Below are 18,868 nucleotides of genomic sequence, written 5' to 3' on the forward strand. Positions count from 1 at the left end.
CACTCTCCAGCGTTGCTTCTACTGTCGCCCGACGGTTTTTTATATAATTTTTCAAAAATAAATCCATGGTAATTTTATGGTAAAGTCGAATGCGAATATTTTTGAGCGGAAACGGTATTTCGTGCCCGTGGGGTTGTTGTTGTTTATTCTTCTTCTTGGCTGCGGGTATTTTTTCCTGCGGGTGTTTTTTTCTACCGTTTCTGACGCAGAGAGAATGCGGCTGGAAATGTATAAGGCAACCTTATATTCCACCATAGAACAATATAATTACTTGCCTTTTCTGTTATCCCAGGATCGGTTGATTCATACGCACGTCATTTCCCCCAATCCGGCATCGCGGGAAACAGTGAATGTTCGTCTTGCCAGCTTTAATAAAGCATTACGCACCACCGCGCTTTTTATCGTTGATGCCAAGGGGCAAGCGATAGCCTCCAGCAACTGGCAGGAGCCAGGCAGTTACGTAGGGCAGGACTACAGTTTCCGCCCCTATTACACCCAGGCGATGGAAGGCCGGCTGGGGAAGTTTTACGGCATTGGCAGTACCACGCTGCGCCCGGGGTTTTTTCTTTCCTTTCGTATTGAACATGAGGGGCATATCGCGGGGGTCATGGTGGTAAAAATCAGCCTGAATGATATTGAGCGCGCCTGGTCAGAAGGCCCGGATAATATTTATGTTTCTGACGAGCATAGCGTTATATTTTTAAGCGTGAATCCGCATTGGCGGATCAAATCGTTACATGCGCTCCCGCCTCAGGTCCTGGAAAAATTTGAAGAGACAAAGCAATATAATATTAGTGCGGTTGAAGTAGTGGAAAATTACTCCTGTTTTGATTTTCATGGTATTAAATTATTTAACCTTAATAAATCGCAGAGCTGTTTATTCCCCCGCTATTATCGGCAAACGGTAGCGATTCCGGAATTCCACTGGGAAATGGCCTCTGTCTCTTCGATGAAAAATGTCTATCTGGTGACGGCTATTGCCGCCACGGTGATACTGATTGCCTACCTGTTTTTATTAATGCTGTTTAAATATCTGCGCATGCGGATACGGGCACAAAATATTCTGGAGAAAAATAACGAATACCTGGAGCGGGAAGTCGGCGCCAGAACCCGCGCGCTGAAAGGCATTAATCAGCGATTGCTCCAGGCAATGAAGGAGCGCATTGAAGCAGAGCGTACTTTGCAGCACACGCGCAGCGAACTGGCCGAGTCCAGCAAGCTGGCGGCGCTGGGGCAAATGGCCACCGAGCTGGCCCATGAGCAGAACCAGCCGCTGGCGGCGCTCCATGCCTTAACCGACAACGCCCGCAAAATGTTGGGGCGCCATATGTACGCCGAGGCGGATCAGAACCTGCGTTACATCATTACGGTGATTGAACGTATGACGCAAAACATCTCGGAAATGAAGTCTTTCGCCAGCCGCCATCGGGTACCGAAGGGTAACGCCAACGTGATAAAAGCCCTGTATAACGCGGTGGCATTGCTAAGCCATAACCTGAAAAAAAACCGCGTTGAGCGCCGTATTAATATTTCGTCGTCGTCGCTGATGGTCGGTTGCGACGGGCACGGGCTGGAGCAAATCTTCAGTAACCTGATCATTAACGCCATCGATGCGATGGAAAATCAGCCGGTCAAGCGGCTGGATATTACTATCCGGGAGCATGACGCGCAGGTGATTGTCGCCATTAAAGACACCGGCCCAGGGGTGCCGCCGGAGGTGCAAAGCCGCATCTTCGAACCGTTTTTTACCACCAAACGCCGGGGAATGGGCCTTGGGCTGGCGATTGTCAGTGAAATCGTCACCAGCTCACACGGAACCATCAGCGCGAACAATCACCCGGATGGCGGCACCGTATTTACCCTCGTCTGGGCGGAATGGAGAGAGCAAAATGAAACAGCATCTTCCTGATATAAAAATAATTTATGTTGAAGACAGCGATGATGTGCGCTTTGCCTGCGAACAGACGATGATGCTGGCGGGATATCAGGTCATTGCGCTGGCAAATGCGGAACAGGGGCTACAGGCAATAGAGAAAGAGCCGTATGCCATTGTCGTCACGGATGTTCGCCTTCCCGGCTTATCCGGGCTGGAGCTGTTGAACCGCGCGCGGGCGCGGGACAGCGATCTGCCGGTGATTTTGATCACCGGGCATGGTGATGTGGAAATGGCCGTTGAGGCGATGCGCAACGGCGCCTACGACTTTATTGAAAAGCCGTGCAGTTCAGAAAAACTGCTGGAAGTGGTGGGGCGCGCCGTTGAAAAACGGCGGCTAGTGGTGGAAAACCGCCAGCTTAAAAATACCCTGCAGCAGGAGAAAGGGCCACTGCTGATTGGCCGCAGCCCGGTGATGAATGAGCTGCGCGATATGCTGATGCGCATTGCCGGCACCGGCGCGGATGTACTGATTCACGGTGAAACCGGGTGCGGCAAAGAGGTGGTGGCGCGCGCACTGCACCACTGGAATAATGCCGCCCGCGGCCATTTTGTGGCGCTGAACTGCGCCGGTTTGCCGGAAAGCCTGTTTGAAAGCGAGATATTCGGCCACGAACAGGGGGCGTTTACCGGCGCGATGAAGCGGCGCATTGGTAAAATCGAGCATGCCGACGGCGGTACGCTGTTTCTTGACGAAATTGAAGGGATGTCGCTGGCGATGCAGGCCAAACTGTTGCGGGTGTTGCAAGAGCGAACGCTCGAGCGGTTGGGCGCCAACCAACTAATCCCGGTGAACTGCCGGGTAGTGGCGGCTACCAAGGTCGATCTGTTGCAACTGGGCGAACAGGGGAAGTTTCGCCTCGATCTTTACTATCGGCTGAATGTGGTGACGCTGCGCATTCCGCCGCTGCGCGAACGGCGCGAAGATATCCCCGAACTGTTTTACTGGTTCGCCAGCCAGGCGGCGCAGAATTACCATCAGCCGCTGCCGGAGATTTCACCGATACTGCTGGCGTGGCTGCAGGCCCAAAGCTGGCCGGGCAATGTTCGGGAACTGAAACACACCGCCGAGCGTTTTGTGCTGGGGCTGTTGCGCCCTCCCCAGTCGGTTTCTATCAATCAGCAGGAAGAGTGCGGCCTGAACGCCTGTATTGATGCCTTCGAGAAGAAGCTGATTGAGGATATGCTGCGCCAGACCGGCGGGCAGGTTAGCCTGACGGCGCGGCAGCTGATGCTGCCGCGTAAAACATTGTATGACAAACTCAATAAGCACCAGATACATCCGCAGGCGTTTCGCGCTGCGGAATCCACCGGTTAAGCGTTGGCCATCAGCGGAACGTGCAGATCGATCCCGTTCCCGGCATAGCGATCGCTGATCCACTGCCACAGCGCCGGCGGCAACGTGATGCTGGCGCTGTGCGCCGCACGCATCGCCGCTTCCGGCATGCCGGGGTAAATCACGCGTTCAATCCCCGGCTGTGGCTTGGTTTCCAGTAAATAATCAATGAAATCATTCACTTTATCCTGAGACTGCGCTTTGCCGCAGAACCGGTTCGGATCGACCAGCAGCGCAAACAGGTGGTTATGAGCAGAGCCGGTAGCGCTGTGATCCTGTGCGATGGTATCCCCGCCGGAAAGTACGCCGGCCAGCAGTTCAATCATCAACGCCAGGCCGAAGCCTTTATGCCCGCCAAACGGCAACAGGGCGCCGGCGCCGTCGGCGAACAGCACCGCCGGATCGTCGCTCGGGTGGCCCCCGGCATCAATGAGCTGGCCGGGGGCGACACGCCGCCCCTGCTGTGCCAGGATCCGCGCTTTGTTAAGCGCCATACTGCTGGTGGCGAAATCCACCAGTACCGCCGGGCGCCCATCGGCCAGCGGCCAGGCAAAGCAGAATGGGTTGGTGGTCAGGCGCGCCTGTGCCCCGCCCCACGGGGCGACCAGCGCCGCGCGCCCCGTGACATTGCTGACGGCGAACAGGCTAAGCCCGGCGTCCGTGGCCATCTGTCCATAGTGGCCAAGCCGCCCCAGATGATGGGCATGGCAGAGGGTCATCAGGCAGTGCCCTTCCGTGCCGGCTTTATCGATAGCCGCGCGCATCGCCACCTTGGTGGCGTGCTGGCCAAAACCGTTGCGGGCATGAAAGCGCAGCAGGCCAGCGCTTTCCGTCAGTAAATCCGGGCGGGCGTTGGTGGTGACATCCCCCCGGGCAATGTTATCAAGGTATTTGGGCAACAGTGAGACGCCGTGGCTGCTGTAGCCGTGGCGGTCGGCTTCAATCATGTGTTCCGCAACGTCCTGCGCGATATCCGGTTCACAGCCGCTCAATTCCAGCAGGCCGGCGGTTAACCAACGAATTTTCTCAATAGCGATTTCCATCTGATTATCTCCTGTTACATCAGGCCCAGAAATTTCCACCAGGTGGCGGCGAATACCAGCAGCATCAGGTAACCCGCGAGGGTCAACACCAATCCGATGCGGGTGAACTGGCGGGGGGTGAAGGTGTCGGTTCCCAAACAAACCATGTTCTGCGGCGCGTTAATCGGCAGGATGAAGCCAAAGCTGACGCTAAAGGCCAACAGGATCGTCATCCCCGCCGGGTTAACGCCGGCGCTTTCCGGCAGGCTAATCAGCAGGCTGATCAGAATAGGCAACAGAGCGGCGGTCAGCGCTGTGGCGCTGGCGAACCCCAGGTGAATGACGATCAGAAATGCCGCGAGAATCGAAAAGATGGTGAAGGCCGAGAGGGATTCCAGGCCAAACCCTTTCACCACATAGTTCGCCATCCAGGTCGCCGCCTGGGTATCCAGCAGCGTAGAACCAAGGCTAATCCCGATGCCGAACATCAACAGCGTGCCCCATTGGACGCGTTTTTCTACGTCTTTCCACTGCATCACGCCGATGCCCGGCAGCAGCATAATGGCCAGCCCGACCAGGGTGACGGAGGTGGTATCGATACTGTGCAGTTTCCCGCCGGTTGACCAGAAGACCAACAGCAGCAGCGAAATCACAATCAGCCGTTTTTCCTTACCCGTGGCCGGCCCCAGATCGGCCAGGGATTTTTTAATCGCATCGATACCCCCTTCAACGGTTTCAGTTTCCGGCGGCAGTAATTTACGCACCAGTAAGTAGAGAATTACCGACATGGCGATACTCCACGGTGCCCCAGCCAGCAGCCAGTCCAGCCAACTGATGGCGTGCTCGGCGCCGAGGGTTTTGTGGATAAACCCCATGGAAAGCAAGTTTTGCGCGGCGGAGGTCTGAATGCCGACGTTCCAGATACTGGTCGCCTGAGCGATGACGATCATCATGGCGGCGGCCATGCGCGAATGTTTATCCACCTTAAACGCGGCGATCACGCCCATCATGATCGGCACTACGCAGGCGGTACGGGCGGTGGCGCTGGGCACCACCAGGCTAAGGACGATGGTCACGACAATCGCGCCAATCAAAATACTGCGGCTGCTGGCGCCGATTTTCGACATGGTAAAAAGTGCGATACGCCGGTCCAGGCCGGTAATGGTCATGGCGGCGGCGATGAACATTGCGGCGGCCACCAGCGCGAGCGCCGAGTTTGAGAAGCCGGACAGCGTCATTTTCAGCGCTTTTGTCGTGCCGAGCAGGACATCCGGGTTATTGATATCCGGGGCGAACCCCACCAGGAAAATGATCAGCGCCGAAATGGTGATCGCGCTGGCGGTATAGTCCATCGCTTCGCTAATCCAGACAATGATCGCGAAGACCAGAATAGCAATCATGTTTTTCCCAGCGATGGGCAAATCCGGCCCCAGAGGGAGAAGCATGATGATGACAACGGCGAAAACGGCAATCCATAGCCCGGGATGGGGTATGGACCATTTTTTATCCGGCATATTGGATGAAATACTGGACATAGTGACCTCGTTAATTGGAAAGAAATATTCGCTTTCCTATTGCAGGCCGTGTGCCAGATATTTTATGAATATAACCAATTGATTTTTATTTATTTAATTAAAAATCGCGTTCAAATATTGCGTGGGTTTCCGCACAGTGAAAATAAAGTGCGCCAACCGGCGCACAGGTCAAACCTGGCCTGCGATCACCGCGTTGCAAACCAAACGCCGCCGCGTTTTCGCCAGAAAAAACAAAGGGCCAAAACGGAATGTTGGCCCTTTGGGTAGAACGTGCGCCCGTTGGCGCTTATTTGCCGGCTAAAATAGCCCCCAGCGTGCTGCCAATCTGCGCCGGATTGCGCGTCCAGGCGATACCGGCGCGCTCAAAGGCGCGGAATTTATCTTCCGCGCCGCCGCTGCCGCCAGAGATGATCGCGCCGGCGTGGCCCATCCGCTTGCCCTTCGGCGCCGTGACGCCGGCAATGTAGCTGACCACCGGCTTGGTCATCTCATGGCGAATGAACTCTGCCGCCCGCTCTTCGGCGTTGCCGCCGATTTCGCCGATCATAATCACCGCATCGGTATCCGGGTCATCCTCAAACAGACGCAGCGCATCAATGAAGTTGGTGCCGGGAATCGGATCGCCGCCGATGCCGATACAAGTAGACTGTCCCATGCCCAGGGCAGTGGTCTGCGCCACCGCTTCGTAGGTCAGGGTGCCGGAACGGGAGACGATGCCGATACGCCCCGGCCGATGGATATTGCCGGGCATAATGCCGATTTTGCAGGCTCCCGGCGTAATGATGCCGGGGCAATTCGGCCCAATCAGGCGCACATCCGGGTAGCAATCCAGCAGGCGCCGGGCGCGCAGCATATCCAGAGTCGGCACGCCTTCCGTGATCACCACGATCAGCTTCACGCCGGCCTCTACGGCTTCCACAATCGAATCGAACACAAACGGCGCCGGCACATAAATAACGCTGGCGTCGGCCTCCGTGGCCGCCATCGCCGCCTTCATACTGTTGAACACTGGCCGTTCCAGATGGTACTGCCCGCCCTTGCCCGGCGTGACGCCGCCGACAATCTGCGTGCCATAGGCGATAGCCTGCTCTGAGTGGAAAGTCCCGTTCTTGCCGGTGAACCCCTGAACCAGAACCCGCGTCTGTTGGTTAACTAAAATACTCATGCCACCTCCTGATTCAGCTGTTCAATAATAAGCCGCGCCGCTTCATCCAACGCACTGGCGGTCTGTACCGGCAAACCGCTGTCAGCCAACAGTTGCTGTCCGATAGCCGCGTTATTGCCAGAAAGCCGCACCACGACCGGCAGCGTGACGCGTTCCTGTTCCAGAGCATGAATAATCGCGTTGGCGATCATGTCGCAACGCACGATGCCGCCAAAAATATTGACCAGAATGCCCTTCACCCGGGCGTCGGAGCAGATCAAACGGAAGGCTTCGGTAACCCGTTCCTGGGTAGCGCCGCCGCCGACGTCGAGGAAATTAGCCGGCTCGGCGCCGTAGAGTTTGATGATATCCATGGTGGCCATTGCCAGCCCGGCGCCGTTCACCATGCAGCCAATATTGCCGCCCAGCGAAACGTAGTTAAGCTCCAGCTCCGCGGCCTGGCGTTCCCGGGGATCTTCCTGAGTTTCATCACGCAGCGCGTCCAGTTCCGGGTGGCGGTACAGGGCGTTATCGTCCAGCGAAACTTTGGCATCGGCGCACATCAGTTCGCCGTTCTCGCGGATCACCAGCGGGTTGATTTCCAGCAGGGCAAAATCGCAGGCGTGAAATGCGCGCCAGGCATCCTCCACCAGGCGGCTGAAGGCGGCCCACTGGGCTTTTTCCAGCTGTAGCACGGCCAGCAGTTGGCGGATATGGCAAGGTTGTACGCCGGTTAGCGGATCGACGTGCACTTTGCCGATTTTCCCCGGCGTTTCCCGGGCGACCTGCTCGATCTCCACGCCGCCTTCCGGGCTGACGATAATCGTGGTCCTCTGGCTTTCGCGATCCACCACCATGCCGAAATACAGCTCCTGGCGCACCGGGTAGATATTTTCCCCCACCAATACGCCGCTCACGTACTGCCCCTGTGGCCCGCTCTGGTAAGTGACCAGATGAGAGCCAATAAGCCCTTCGGCAAAGTTTTGCGCTTCCTGTACATCACGGAAGACTTTAACCCCGCCGGCCTTGCCGCGGCCGCCGGCGTGAATTTGCGCTTTCACCACCGCGCCCTTGTCGCCATGGGCAACCTGTTGCCAGGCCTGCGCAAGCTGGCTGGCGTCGCTGATAAAGACTTCCCGCGGCACGGGAAGGCCTGCGTTGGCAAGCAGGCCCTTGGCCTGGTACTCATGAAGATTCATTCCTGTTTCTCCTGGTGCATTAAGGTGTTAGCCATGAATGGCGCGTTTATCCGCCGCCAGCGCAGCCTCGTGCAGCACTTCGCTGAGCGTGGGGTGCGCGTGCATCGTCAGTGAGAGATCCTCCGCCGAGGCCTGGAATGCCATAGCCATCGTGATCTCGTTGATCAGCTCTGAAGCCTGGGGACCAATAATCGCGGCGCCGACCAGCCGATCGGTGTCTTCCCGCACATACAGCGTGCAGCGGCCGCTATCCCGCCCCAGCGCCAGCGCCCGGCCGTTGGCGCCGAAAGGCGCGCTACCTTTTTTGATCCCGTCCGCCGGCTGGGTTATGCCCACCCAGGCCACTTCCGGATCGGTATAAATCACCGCAGGAATCGCGGACAGATCGATCGGCACCACCGGTTGCCCGGCGATGGCGTCGGCCACCTGGATGCCTTCATGCATCGCCTTGTGCGCCAGCATCGGGCCGCGAACCAGATCGCCTATCGCCCACAGGCCCGGTTGCCCGGTGCGGCACAGCTCGTCCACGGCGATCCCGCCGCGCGCATCTTTGGTCAGTCCCAGCGCTTCGGTATCCAGTTCGCCGCTATTGGGCTCGCGCCCGACGGCGACGATCAGCTTATCAACGGTGGTTTGGTGGTCTTCGCCCCCCTGTTGCCAATGGAGAACCAGGGCCTTACCGCGCTTCTCGACACGCTGCAGGGCAACGCCGAATTCCATGGCCATGCCGCCGGCGGTCAGCGCTTTGCGCACTTCGCCGGAAAGGCGTTTCTCCAGCGCGGGCAGGAAAGCGTCGGCCATCTCCAGCAGCGTGACCTGCGCCCCCAGCCGCTGCCAGACGGACCCCAGCTCCAGGCCAATCACGCCGGCGCCGATTACACCGAGCCGCGCCGGGCAGCTTTTAAGCGCCAGTGCGCCGGCGTTGTCGAGAATACTGACATTGTCCACCGCGACGCCGGGCAGCGCCCGCGGCCGCGATCCCATCGCCAGTATGACGTGCCTGGCCTGTAGAGTTTGCGGTGCCGCCGGCTGGCTGAGGGAAAGTTGCCAGACGCCGTCCTGGCTGCGCTGCGGCGTGGCGCGGCCGTGAAAAAACGCGATGCGGTTGCGTTCGAACAGCAGGCGGATGCCCTGGGTCAACCGGGTTACAATGGCATTTTTACGCGCCAGCATGGCCGGTACATCCAGCTTCGCCCCGCTCACGCTGATGCCGTGGGCGGCGCCTTCATGCTGTAGCGCATGGTACAGTTCAGAAGACTGGAGCAACGCTTTGGAAGGAATACAGCCCACGTTCAGACAGGTGCCACCTGGGGATGGCTCTCCCTGCGGGCTGGCGTAATCATCAATACAGGCGACCTTCAGCCCATGCTGAGCGGCGCGAATTGCCGCCACATAGCCGCCAGGGCCGGCGCCGATGACCGCCACATCGTAAAGGGTACTCATGGTGATTTCCTTTTAAAGATCCAGTAAAAAACGTTCCGGCGCTTCCAGCAGCCGACGTATCAATACCAGCGCCTGTACCGCTTCCTGTCCGTCGATAATGCGGTGGTCGTAGCTTAGGGCCAGATACATCATGGGCCGAATCACAATGGCGTCGTTCTCCACAACGGCGCGCGGGGTGATGGCGTGCATGCCCAAAATGGCGGACTGCGGCGGGTTAATGATCGGCGTGGACATCATTGAGCCGAACGTACCGCCGTTGGTGACTGAAAAGGTACCGCCCTGCAGCGCTTCAAGGGGCAGTTTGCCGGTGCGGGCCAGGGTGGCGTAATCAGCAATCTGGCGCTCAATATCGGCAATCGACATGTGCTGGGTGTCGCGCAGCACCGGCACCACCAGCCCGCGGGGGCTGCTGACGGCAATGCCGACGTCACAATAGTCGTGCCAGATAATCTCCTGCCCATCGACGCTGGCGTTGAGAATGGGAAATTCACGCAGCGCATACGTGGCGGCTTTCACGAAGAACGACATAAACCCCAGTTTTACGCCGTGTTTTTCGGCGAAGCGCTCTTTCCAGCGTTGGCGCAGCGCCATCACTGGCTGCATATTCACTTCGTTGAAGGTGGTCAGGATGGCGTTTTCGCGCTGGGAGGCGAGCAACCGTTCCGCCACGCGGGCGCGTAGCCGGGACATCGGCTCACGGCGCACGCCACGCGCCACGGGGGCTTCCACTGCCACCGGCGCGGGCGCGCTGGCCGACCTGTTTACCGCTGCGGCGGCGTGCGCCACGTCTTCTTTTAATACCCGGCCGCCGTTGCCGCTGCCGGCTACCTGTTCCGGCGCGATGCCCTGGCGCAGCGCTTCCTGACGCGCTGCCGGCATCACCGGCGGCGCGGCCGACGGTGCCGGTTCGGGGGCGGCTGGCGCCGGGGCCACATCGGCCGCCACGGCGGCGGCGGTCTGCGGCTGCAGATGAGCCAGCAACTGGCCGGATGCCACGGTGGCCTCCTCCGGGCAGACAATATCGCTAAGGATGCCATCCTGCGGGGCCGGGATCTCAAGGATCACTTTGTCAGTCTCCAGTTCAGCCAGCACTTCGTCACGCTTAACTGCCTCTCCGGGCTGCTTACACCAGCGGGTCAGGGTACCTTCGGCAACGGATTCAGGAAGTTGTGGGGCGGTAATTTCAATCATTGTTCTGCTCCCGCAGTTATTTTTTTCTCCACTTCCTGCATACCTGGGGCAAACGCGTCGTTGAGGAAGTCGGTGATTTGCTGGCGATGTACTGCGCCATAGCCCGTGGCCGGTGCAGCGGCGGCTGGGCGGCCCGCATAGCGCCAGCGGCCGCCCAGGGAGAGCGCGACCAAGTGATGATGAATCTGCCGCCAGGCGCCCTGGTTTTCCGGCTCTTCCTGTAGCCATACCCAATGCTGGCAGTGGCGTAACGGCGCCAGCAAGGCGGCAAGCGCTTCGGTCGGGAACGGATAGATCTGTTCGAGGCGGATAATGGCGACGCTGTCATCCAGGCCGCGCTGCTGGCGGGCATCCAATGCGTCGTAATACACCTGGCCGCTGCAAAGGATCACCTGCCGGATCTGTTTTGCCGGCAGGTTGAGCGGATCGCCAATCACCGGGCGGAAGCTATCGTCGGTGAAACGGGCGAGCTCACTCATTGCGGCTTTGGCGCGCAACAAACGCTTGCTCATCAAAATAATCAGCGGTTTGCGCATCGGGCGTATAACCTGGCCGCGCAGCAGATGGAACATCTGGCTGGATTCGCTGGGCATCACCACCTGCATGTTGTTTTCCGCACACAGTTGGAGCCAGCGTTCCGGGCGCGCGGACGAGTGCTCCGGCCCCTGCCCGTCGTAGCCGTGAGGCAGTATGATAGTCAGCCCACTGTAGCGCTGCCATTTGGTTTCGCCGGAACAGACGAACTGGTCGATAGCGACCTGAGCGCCATTGGCGAAATCGCCAAACTGGGCTTCCCAGATAGTCAACGCGTCCGGGGCGCTGGTGGAGTAGCCGTATTCCCAAGCCAGCAGCGCCTCTTCATTGAGCACGGAATCAATCACCTCAAAGGCCGCCTGTTGGGGGCTGATGTGCTGCAGCGGGATGTAGCTGCCGGCCTGCTGCTGATCGTGCAACACCGCATGGCGATGGCTAAAGGTGCCGCGGCCGGCGTCTTCACCGGAAAGGCGAACCCGGTAGCCTTCTTCAACCAGGGAGGCCCACGCCAGCGCCTCCGCCATGCCCCAGTCTACCGGCTGGTCGCCCAGGGACATCGCCCTGCGCTGCGCCAGTTGGCGCTTGACGGTAGGGTGCACGGTGAATCCAGGCGGTACGCAAGACAGCCTGTCGCCCCACCCGGCGATCCGTTCACGGGATACCTGGGTGCCGGTAATCGGGCGCCAGCCATGCTGATCGAACGTGTCCCAGCGGTGGCTGGCATCCTGCTCCGCGGCGGGGTTATCCAGCCATTCCCGGGCCGCCGCCGCCATCGCCACGGACTGTTGCTGGCTTAGCACGCCCTGCTGAACCAGTTTATCGGCATAGCGGCTGCGCACGCCGGGATGGCTATCGACGGCCTGGTACATCTGCGGCTGCGTCAGGCGTGGCTCGTCGCTTTCGTTATGGCCGTGTCTGCGAAAACACACCAGATCGATGGCGATATCTTTATGGAAGGTCTGGCGCCACTCCGCCGCCAGGTTCATGGCCCGGCAAACCGCATCCACGTCATCGCCGTTGACGTGTAACACCGGCATGCCGGCGCCTTTGGCGATATCGGTACAGTAGCGGAATGAGCGCATATCCTGCAGCTGGGAGGTGGTAAAGCCGATCTGGTTGTTGATCACCAGATGTACCGTGCCCCCGGTGGTGTAACCGCGGGTGGCGGCCAGGGTGAAGGTGGTCTGGTTGACGCCCAGCCCACCCAACGCGGAGTCGCCGTGGATCAACAGCGCGGCAACCTGTTGGCGAGCGGCGTCGCTGCGCCGATCCTGGCGGGCCCGAACCTGGCCCTGCACCACCGGGTTGACGATCTCCAGGTGCGAGGGGTTACAGGCCAGCGACAGGTGCATGGCGCCGTGCGCCGTTTCAATATTTCTGGCGTAACCGAGATGGTATTTCACATCCCCGGAGCCGGGCAACTGCGGCTGCTTGCCTTCAAATTCGGCGTACAGCAGAGCGGGAGATTTACCCATCACGTTAACCAGGACGTTCAGCCGCCCACGGTGCGCCATACCGATCACCAATTCCTCCACCCCCAGGCGGCTTAGCTGCGCGATCAGGGCGTGAATAGCCGGAATGGTGCTTTCGCCGCCTTCCAGCGAGAAGCGCTTTTGCCCGACATAGCGGGTGTGCAGGTAACGCTCAAGGGCTTCGGCGCGGGTGAGAAGTTCCAGGCGCGCCAGTTTCTCGGGCGCCGTGGCCGCGGCGGGAGCCGATTGTTCTATCCGGCTCATCAGCCAATCAATTTCACCGGCATCTTCCAGATGCATCACTTCGTAACCGGTGGTGCCGCACCAGGCCGTTTGATACAGGGAAAGGATCTGATGCAGCGGCATGCTGGCCTGTTGGCCGCCAAAGGTGACATCAAAGGCTTGCTGCGTATCCGCGGCTTCCAGCCCCCAACTTTGCGGATTGAGCTGCCGGATTTGCGGGACAGGCTGCAGCCCAAGCGGATCGAGACGTGCGTGCAGGTGGCCTTTGTGACGGATCGCCTGCGTGAGCAGAGTAACGGCAATCTGTTTTTTCAGCGCCGATGCGCAAACAGGTTTTTGCGCAGCCGCGTTACTGCCAAGGGGATTGGCGCTTTCAGTTTGTGCAAAGAGTTGCTGCCAGTCTTCCGCGAACTGTTCCGGGGCATCGAGCCAGCGCCGGTATTGTTGGTCAAGAAAGCCGGCATTTTCTCCGTTAAATAGCGCCGCAGAATACAGAGAGGGTGATTCCATCTTTTTCTCCTTATGGTTATCGGGAAAAGCGAATAACACCCCTGGCTTTGCAGAATTCATACCAGAATGGAGAACTATTTAATTGTTTGAAAAATAGATGATTTATTGGATTTTTATCGGGTGGATATGGCGGAAAAGGTGACAGTGGCGGGTTGGCTGAGCGGAACGAAGCACAGCCATACGCTGGCTGGGTGCTGTTTCCGCACGCGGTAGAAGGCGCTTGTGGGGTTGCCAAGGCGGGCGCGGAAACAACGGTTAATGCGCGCTGCCGTGTGTTGGCGTTGATAAAATGAAAAAAGCACCGAAGAGAGACTCATTCGGTGCTTATGTCCCGCCTGATTTCGCGTTCAGCATCAAGTCTTGCTTGAGTGAATGAACGGCGCTAATACCCAGGCCGGCTTTCTAAATTTTGGTGGAGCTAAGCGGGATCGAACCGCTGACCTCTTGCATGCCATGCAAGCGCTCTCCCAGCTGAGCTATAGCCCCACAGATGTGGTACACATTAACCGGTGTTTACGGTATCAACCAACCCTACCTGAGAAGAAAGGTTGGTGGAGCTAGACGGGATCGAACCGTCGACCTCTTGCATGCCATGCAAGCGCTCTCCCAGCTGAGCTATAGCCCCGTTCCACAATCACTTTGTGCTGTGAACGGGGCGCATAATATGAAACCCGATAAACCATGTCAACGGCTAAATTGAATTCCCCCCTCAAGCGCTGAAAAAGCCGCCAAATCAGGGCATTTAATCACAAATTCGCCGCCTGCGGCTGAGAGTGTCGGCAGCGTTCAGCCGCCCCAGCTTTTGCTGGTGACATGCTTGACGGATTGATAGGCCGCCAGCCCCCAGGGCCCCAGTTCACGGCCGATACCACTGCCCTTGGTACCACCCCACGAGGTTTCGACAAACACCGCCTGCGGCGAGTTAATCCACACATGCCCCACCTCCAGCGCATCAGCCACCCGTTCGGCACGCGCCGTGTCGCCGCTAACCACGGTGGCCACCAGCCCATAGTCGCAGTCGTTGGCCTGGCGAACGGCATCGGCTTCGTCGCTAAAGCGCCGCGCGCAAATCACCGGCCCGAAAATTTCTTCCCGCCACAACCGGCTGTGCGGCGGCACGTCAGCGTAGAACGTCGGGGCGATAAACCAGCCGGGCGGCGGCAGCGCTTCCCCACCCGCCAGGCAATGCAGTTGCTCATCGCACGCAACGGAAAAATACGCCTGTACAGTGTTCCACTGCCGCTCGCTGACCATCGGCCCCATGTCGACATCATCAGTGTGGGGATCGCCAACCCGCAGGGCCTGCAAGGCCGCCGCCAACCGGGCATATAACGCATCGGCAATCCCCTCCTGCACCAGCAGCCGCGAGGTGGCCGAGCACATTTGCCCGGCATTCCAACAGATGCCGGCGACGATCCATTCCACAGCCTGCGGCAGATCGCAATCGTCGAACACCACGATGGGCGATTTGCCGCCCAATTCCAGCGTTACCGGCAGGCAACGCTGCGCCGCAGCGTGCATCACCGCACTGCCGGTGGCGGTGCTGCCGGTAAATGACAGTTTGTCGATACCGGGATGCTGGCACAGCGCCCGGCCGGCGTTGCCATCGCCGCTAAGGATATTCAACACGCCGGGCGGCAGGCCAAGCTCATGGGCGATGGCGCCATATTCCAGTTCGGCCAGCGGTGCGATTTCGGAGGTTTTCAACACCACGGTGCAGCCGGCGGCCAGCGCCGGCGCGATTTTCCAGGCGCTGGTCACCAACGGGAAATTCCAGGGCACCACCAGGCCAACCACGCCCAGCGCCTCGTAGCGCAGGCGTGCCGTAAAGCCGGGCGCCGGCAGTTCAACGCCGGCGTTCTGGCGAGCGTCCAGCGTTTCAGCCAGGCCGGCATAGTAAGCAAAGGTCGCGATGGCATCGTCAATGTCCACCTGCGCTTCATGGCGCGGCTTGCCGTTATTGCGCATCTGCAGCTCAACCAGCGCGGCCTGGCGCTGGCCAAGCTGCTCGGCAAAGCCACGCAACAGGCGCGCACGCTCGGCGGCCGGCGTTTGCCGCCAGGCCGGGAGCGCCGCACGGGCGGCGCGCACTGCGTTATCAATATCCTCCGTTGACGCACTGGAAACCTCGGCCAATGGCCGGCCCTGCGCCGGTTCGAATACAGTGATGGTCGGCCCACGGCCCTGGCGCCATTCGCCGTTCAGATAGAGAGGATAAGTCATGGCAACGGCTCCGTCATTTCCGGGTTATTCAGGCTGGCCTGCGGCGCACAGCGCGCGGTGCGATAAACCGCCGCCGGCTCCGGGAAGATACGCAATAAGACGAGATAGGCCAGCGCCGCCAGGCCCAGCGTCACCGGCAGGCTGATATCAATCCCCCCGGCCAGCTCGCCCAGCGGGCCGACGAATTGCCCGGGAATATTGACCAGGCACAGCCCTATCCCCGCGCTGGGGATCCAGGCGCCAAGCCCACGCCAGTTCCAGCCATGGTGAAACCAGTAACGCCCGCCGCGCTGGCCGCGGGTAAAGACCTGCAGATCGTCCGCGTCGTAGAAACCGCGGCGTTCAACCAGCCCGATAATCATGATCACCATCCACGGCGTGGTGCAGGTAACGATCAGCACGGCGAAGGTGGAAACGCTCTGTACCAGGTTAAAGGCAAAACGGCCGATAAAAATAAACAGAATGGCGGCCACGCCGATGAGCAGCGTCGCCCGCACGCGGCTAAGTAAACGGGGGAACATGCTGGACATATCAAGCCCGGTGCCGTAAAGCGCGGTGGTGCCGGTAGACATGCCGCCGATGATCGCGATCAGGCATACCGGCAGGAAATACCAGGCCGGCGAGACGGCCAGCAGCCCGCCAACGTAGTTGTTATCCGCCAGGTACTGCGGCGCGTGGGTGGCCACCACCGTGGCGGAGCACAGCCCAAACAGGAACGGGATCAGCGTGGCTAACTGCGCGGCAAACACCGCCCCCATAATCCGTATCTTGGGGGTGCTGCGCGGGATATAGCGCGACCAATCCCCCAGAAAAGCGCCGAATGAAATCGGGTTGCTCATGGTCAACAGTACCGCGCCGATAAACGCGGCCCAGAAGCCAGGCGCGCCCAACGCCAGGCTGCCGCCAAAGCCGGAATCAAAGGTGCCGCTGAAGGCAAAGCACCCCAGCAGGAACATCAGGCTGGAGGCGAAGACGGCGATTTTGTTGACCCACAGCATAAAGCGAAAGCCATAGATGCACACCGTTAGCACCAGCACGGCAAAAACGCCGTAGGCCAGGCCAAGCGATATGTCATTATCGGGCACGCCCACCAGGCGCCGGGCGCCGCCGATCAGGGCATCGCCCGAACTCCAGACCGAGAGCGAAAAAAACGCCACCGCCGTCAGCAGCGACAAAAAAGAGCCCACGATGCGCCCGTGAACGCCAAAATGGGCGCCGGAGGACACTGCATTGTTGGTGCCGTTGATCGCACCAAACACCCCCATTGGCGCCAGGATCAGCGCCCCCACCACGACGCCGATCAGGATAGCCATCAGGCCAGCCTGGAACGACAGTCCGAATAGGATAGGAAAACTGCCAAGCACCGAGGTGGCAAAGGTATTGGCGCCGCCAAAGGTCAGGCGGAAAAGATCCAACGGCGTGGCGTCACGCCGATCGTCAGGTATTTGCTCGACCCCGAAGGTTTCGATGGACATGGTTGACTGTGACATAATTACCTCTGCTTGCTTCAGGGGCTGCGCCGTTATTTCAGTTGCAGGCCGACAAGTGCTCGTGGCAGGCCAGCCAGCCTTGCGGCGTGCGCCTGAACACTATGGTTTCAATCTCGTTCAACAGGCTCTCCTGCCCAGCAATCCTGATCCGGGTCGCGACGTTATGATGGAATACCGCCGCATCCCCATGCACCTGCACGTGTGCGTTGCTGGAAACGCAGCTCAGCACGCTGAAGCCCGCGTTTTGCCAGGCCGTCCACTGCGCCAAATAGGCGGTGCGGCTTAGCAACGGCGCTTCCAGGGTGTGCAGGATAAAGGTGGCGTCTTCGGTGAAGGCGGCAAAATAAGCCGGCGTGTCGTTACGGGCGAATGCCGCCACCAGGCGCTGCGCCGCAGCCTGTACCTCATTAACCTGGCTCATCGCTGCACCACGCCCGGCAGCACACAAAGCATTTCATAAAGCAGATTGGCCCCCATCTGGGCGGTCATGCCGCTGATATCATACGGCGGCGACACTTCCACCAGATCGCAGCCCACCAGTTGCAGCCCCCGGCAACCACGCACAATTTCCAACCCCTGTATTGAGGTCAAGCCCCCGACTTCCGGCGTGCCGGTGCCGGGCGCCCAGGCGGGATCCAGGCTGTCGATATCGTAGGAAAGGTATACCGGGCCGTCGCCCATCTGGGCGCGTATATCCGCCATCAACGGCGTCATGCTTTGGTACCAACACTGTTCAACCGGGATCAGACGGAAGCCCTGATCGACGCCCCACTGAAAGTCTTCACTGGTGTATCCCTGCGCGCGCTGGCCAATCTGCACCACGCGTTTGCAATCCAGCAGCCCTTCTTCAACGGCCCGGCGGAAGGTGGTGCCGTGGGCGATCTTCTCGCCGAACATCTCATCATTGGTGTCAGTGTGGGCATCGACGTGAATCAAGCCGACCGGGCCATGCTTTTTCGCCAGCGCGCGTAGGATCGGTAAGGTGATGGTATGGTCACCGCCCAGCGTCAGCGGGATCAGCGGCCATTTGTTAAGCTCGGTGTAGTAGTCTTCGATGATATCCACCGACTTCAGCAGGCTATAGGTATTGATCGGCACATCCCCCAGGTCCCCCACTTGCAGGGAATCGAACGGCGCGGCGCCGGTGGCCATGTTATAAGGGCGAATCATGACCGATTCGCTGCGGATATGGCGCGGCCCGTAACGTGTGCCTGCACGCTGGGAAGTGCCCAGATCCAACGGAATACCGACAAATGCGGCGTCCAGGCCCTGCGGCCCGCTGCAATAAGGCAGGCGCATCATGGTTGCACGCCCGGCAAAACGCGGCATTTCGTTGCCGTTCTGAGGTTGGTGATATTGGTTTTCCATCGTTGCTGTCTCCCACATCAACTGTTGCCGGTCATCACCGGCCCGATTAGTAGGAAAATAGTGCGATAGATGGCGGGGATTAAAAAATAGCAGAATACAAAAAATCAGTTCAGTAATTTGAAAACTAAACGCACCGCTTATTTTTGAAAAACGGCTGATATTTATCAGGAATCATGGCGTCTTCCACAACGGCTTTTTTGGCCCTGCGCAGCGGTTTTCGGGCAG

13 protein-coding genes and 2 tRNA genes are annotated in these 18,868 nt (G+C 59.4%); 2 read left to right on the forward strand and 13 right to left on the reverse strand.

The window, feature by feature from the left end; genetic code table 11:
* Nucleotides 1–76 precede the first annotated feature (76 nt).
* Nucleotides 77–1,909, forward strand: a complete 1,833-nt coding sequence (locus ABFX35_RS16075) for an ATP-binding protein (protein ID WP_279028896.1) — start codon at nucleotides 77–79, stop codon at nucleotides 1,907–1,909.
* Nucleotides 1,890–3,251, forward strand: a complete 1,362-nt coding sequence (locus tag ABFX35_RS16080) for a sigma-54-dependent transcriptional regulator (RefSeq protein WP_279028893.1) — start codon at nucleotides 1,890–1,892, stop codon at nucleotides 3,249–3,251. Before ABFX35_RS16075 ends, ABFX35_RS16080 begins: the two co-directional genes overlap by 20 nt.
* On the opposite strand, the gene ABFX35_RS16085 is transcribed toward ABFX35_RS16080, so the two are convergent.
* From ABFX35_RS16085 to speB, 13 genes are all read right to left on the reverse strand, one after another.
* On the reverse strand, nucleotides 3,248–4,312 hold the full coding sequence (locus ABFX35_RS16085) for an Ldh family oxidoreductase (RefSeq protein WP_346082167.1): 1,065 nt from the start codon (nucleotides 4,310–4,312) through the stop codon (nucleotides 3,248–3,250). The two genes, ABFX35_RS16080 and ABFX35_RS16085, sit on opposite strands and share 4 nt — an antisense overlap.
* 14 nt (nucleotides 4,313–4,326) lie before the next feature.
* A complete protein-coding gene (locus ABFX35_RS16090; RefSeq protein ID WP_346082168.1) occupies nucleotides 4,327–5,826 on the reverse strand; it encodes a DASS family sodium-coupled anion symporter in 1,500 nt (499 codons plus the stop codon).
* Between the two features lie 286 nt (nucleotides 5,827–6,112).
* Nucleotides 6,113–6,991, reverse strand: coding sequence for a succinate--CoA ligase subunit alpha (gene sucD / locus ABFX35_RS16095; RefSeq protein ID WP_346082169.1), 879 nt, complete (start codon nucleotides 6,989–6,991; stop codon nucleotides 6,113–6,115).
* Nucleotides 6,988–8,169 carry an ADP-forming succinate--CoA ligase subunit beta gene (sucC, locus tag ABFX35_RS16100; RefSeq protein ID WP_279027703.1) on the reverse strand — a complete coding sequence of 394 codons (1,182 nt, stop codon included), beginning with the start codon at nucleotides 8,167–8,169 and terminating at the stop codon, nucleotides 6,988–6,990. Before sucC ends, sucD begins: the two co-directional genes overlap by 4 nt.
* A 27-nt stretch (nucleotides 8,170–8,196) precedes the next feature.
* A complete protein-coding gene (gene lpdA, locus ABFX35_RS16105; protein WP_279027700.1) occupies nucleotides 8,197–9,612 on the reverse strand; it encodes a dihydrolipoyl dehydrogenase in 1,416 nt (471 codons plus the stop codon).
* A gap of 12 nt (nucleotides 9,613–9,624) precedes the next feature.
* Complete coding sequence (odhB, locus tag ABFX35_RS16110; RefSeq protein WP_346082170.1) at nucleotides 9,625–10,803, reverse strand: 2-oxoglutarate dehydrogenase complex dihydrolipoyllysine-residue succinyltransferase; 1,179 nt, start codon at nucleotides 10,801–10,803, stop codon at nucleotides 9,625–9,627.
* Nucleotides 10,800–13,562, reverse strand: a complete 2,763-nt coding sequence (locus tag ABFX35_RS16115) for a 2-oxoglutarate dehydrogenase E1 component (protein ID WP_346082171.1) — start codon at nucleotides 13,560–13,562, stop codon at nucleotides 10,800–10,802. Before ABFX35_RS16115 ends, odhB begins: the two co-directional genes overlap by 4 nt.
* 410 nt (nucleotides 13,563–13,972) lie before the next feature.
* Nucleotides 13,973–14,048 (reverse strand) — tRNA-Ala (locus tag ABFX35_RS16120).
* A 63-nt stretch (nucleotides 14,049–14,111) separates the two neighbouring features.
* A tRNA-Ala gene (locus tag ABFX35_RS16125) sits at nucleotides 14,112–14,187 on the reverse strand.
* Nucleotides 14,188–14,348: 161 nt separating this feature from the next.
* The gene (locus ABFX35_RS16130) at nucleotides 14,349–15,785 is read right to left on the reverse strand and encodes an aldehyde dehydrogenase family protein (protein ID WP_279027694.1); all 1,437 of its coding nucleotides are present in this window, start codon (nucleotides 15,783–15,785) and stop codon (nucleotides 14,349–14,351) included.
* Entirely contained in the window at nucleotides 15,782–17,275 is a 1,494-nt protein-coding gene (locus ABFX35_RS16135; protein WP_346082172.1) for a purine-cytosine permease family protein, read from the reverse strand. The genes ABFX35_RS16130 and ABFX35_RS16135 overlap by 4 nt, the downstream gene beginning before the upstream one ends.
* A gap of 37 nt (nucleotides 17,276–17,312) precedes the next feature.
* Nucleotides 17,313–17,696: a YybH family protein gene (locus tag ABFX35_RS16140; protein WP_095847854.1), complete on the reverse strand. Its 384-nt coding sequence runs from the start codon at nucleotides 17,694–17,696 to the stop codon at nucleotides 17,313–17,315.
* The gene (speB, locus tag ABFX35_RS16145; RefSeq protein WP_095847853.1) at nucleotides 17,693–18,643 is read right to left on the reverse strand and encodes an agmatinase; all 951 of its coding nucleotides are present in this window, start codon (nucleotides 18,641–18,643) and stop codon (nucleotides 17,693–17,695) included. Before speB ends, ABFX35_RS16140 begins: the two co-directional genes overlap by 4 nt.
* Between the last annotated feature and the right edge of the window lie 225 nt (nucleotides 18,644–18,868).

The organism is Gibbsiella dentisursi (genome assembly GCF_039539505.1).
Lineage (GTDB): Bacteria > Pseudomonadota > Gammaproteobacteria > Enterobacterales > Enterobacteriaceae > Gibbsiella > Gibbsiella quercinecans.

Coding starts and splice junctions, on each gene's coding strand:
- ABFX35_RS16085 (WP_346082167.1), bottom strand. CDS start 4,312: ATGGAAATCGCTATTGAGAAAATTCGTTGGTTAACCGCCGGCCTGCTG.
- speB (WP_095847853.1), bottom strand. CDS start 18,643: ATGGAAAACCAATATCACCAACCTCAGAACGGCAACGAAATGCCGCGT.
- ABFX35_RS16115 (WP_346082171.1), bottom strand. CDS start 13,562: ATGGAATCACCCTCTCTGTATTCTGCGGCGCTATTTAACGGAGAAAAT.
- lpdA (WP_279027700.1), bottom strand. CDS start 9,612: ATGAGTACCCTTTACGATGTGGCGGTCATCGGCGCCGGCCCTGGCGGC.
- sucC (WP_279027703.1), bottom strand. CDS start 8,169: ATGAATCTTCATGAGTACCAGGCCAAGGGCCTGCTTGCCAACGCAGGC.
- ABFX35_RS16090 (WP_346082168.1), bottom strand. CDS start 5,826: ATGTCCAGTATTTCATCCAATATGCCGGATAAAAAATGGTCCATACCC.
- sucD (WP_346082169.1), bottom strand. CDS start 6,991: ATGAGTATTTTAGTTAACCAACAGACGCGGGTTCTGGTTCAGGGGTTC.
- odhB (WP_346082170.1), bottom strand. CDS start 10,803: ATGATTGAAATTACCGCCCCACAACTTCCTGAATCCGTTGCCGAAGGT.
- ABFX35_RS16135 (WP_346082172.1), bottom strand. CDS start 17,275: ATGTCACAGTCAACCATGTCCATCGAAACCTTCGGGGTCGAGCAAATA.
- ABFX35_RS16140 (WP_095847854.1), bottom strand. CDS start 17,696: ATGAGCCAGGTTAATGAGGTACAGGCTGCGGCGCAGCGCCTGGTGGCG.
- ABFX35_RS16075 (WP_279028896.1), top strand. CDS start 77: ATGGTAAAGTCGAATGCGAATATTTTTGAGCGGAAACGGTATTTCGTG.
- ABFX35_RS16130 (WP_279027694.1), bottom strand. CDS start 15,785: ATGACTTATCCTCTCTATCTGAACGGCGAATGGCGCCAGGGCCGTGGG.
- ABFX35_RS16080 (WP_279028893.1), top strand. CDS start 1,890: ATGAAACAGCATCTTCCTGATATAAAAATAATTTATGTTGAAGACAGC.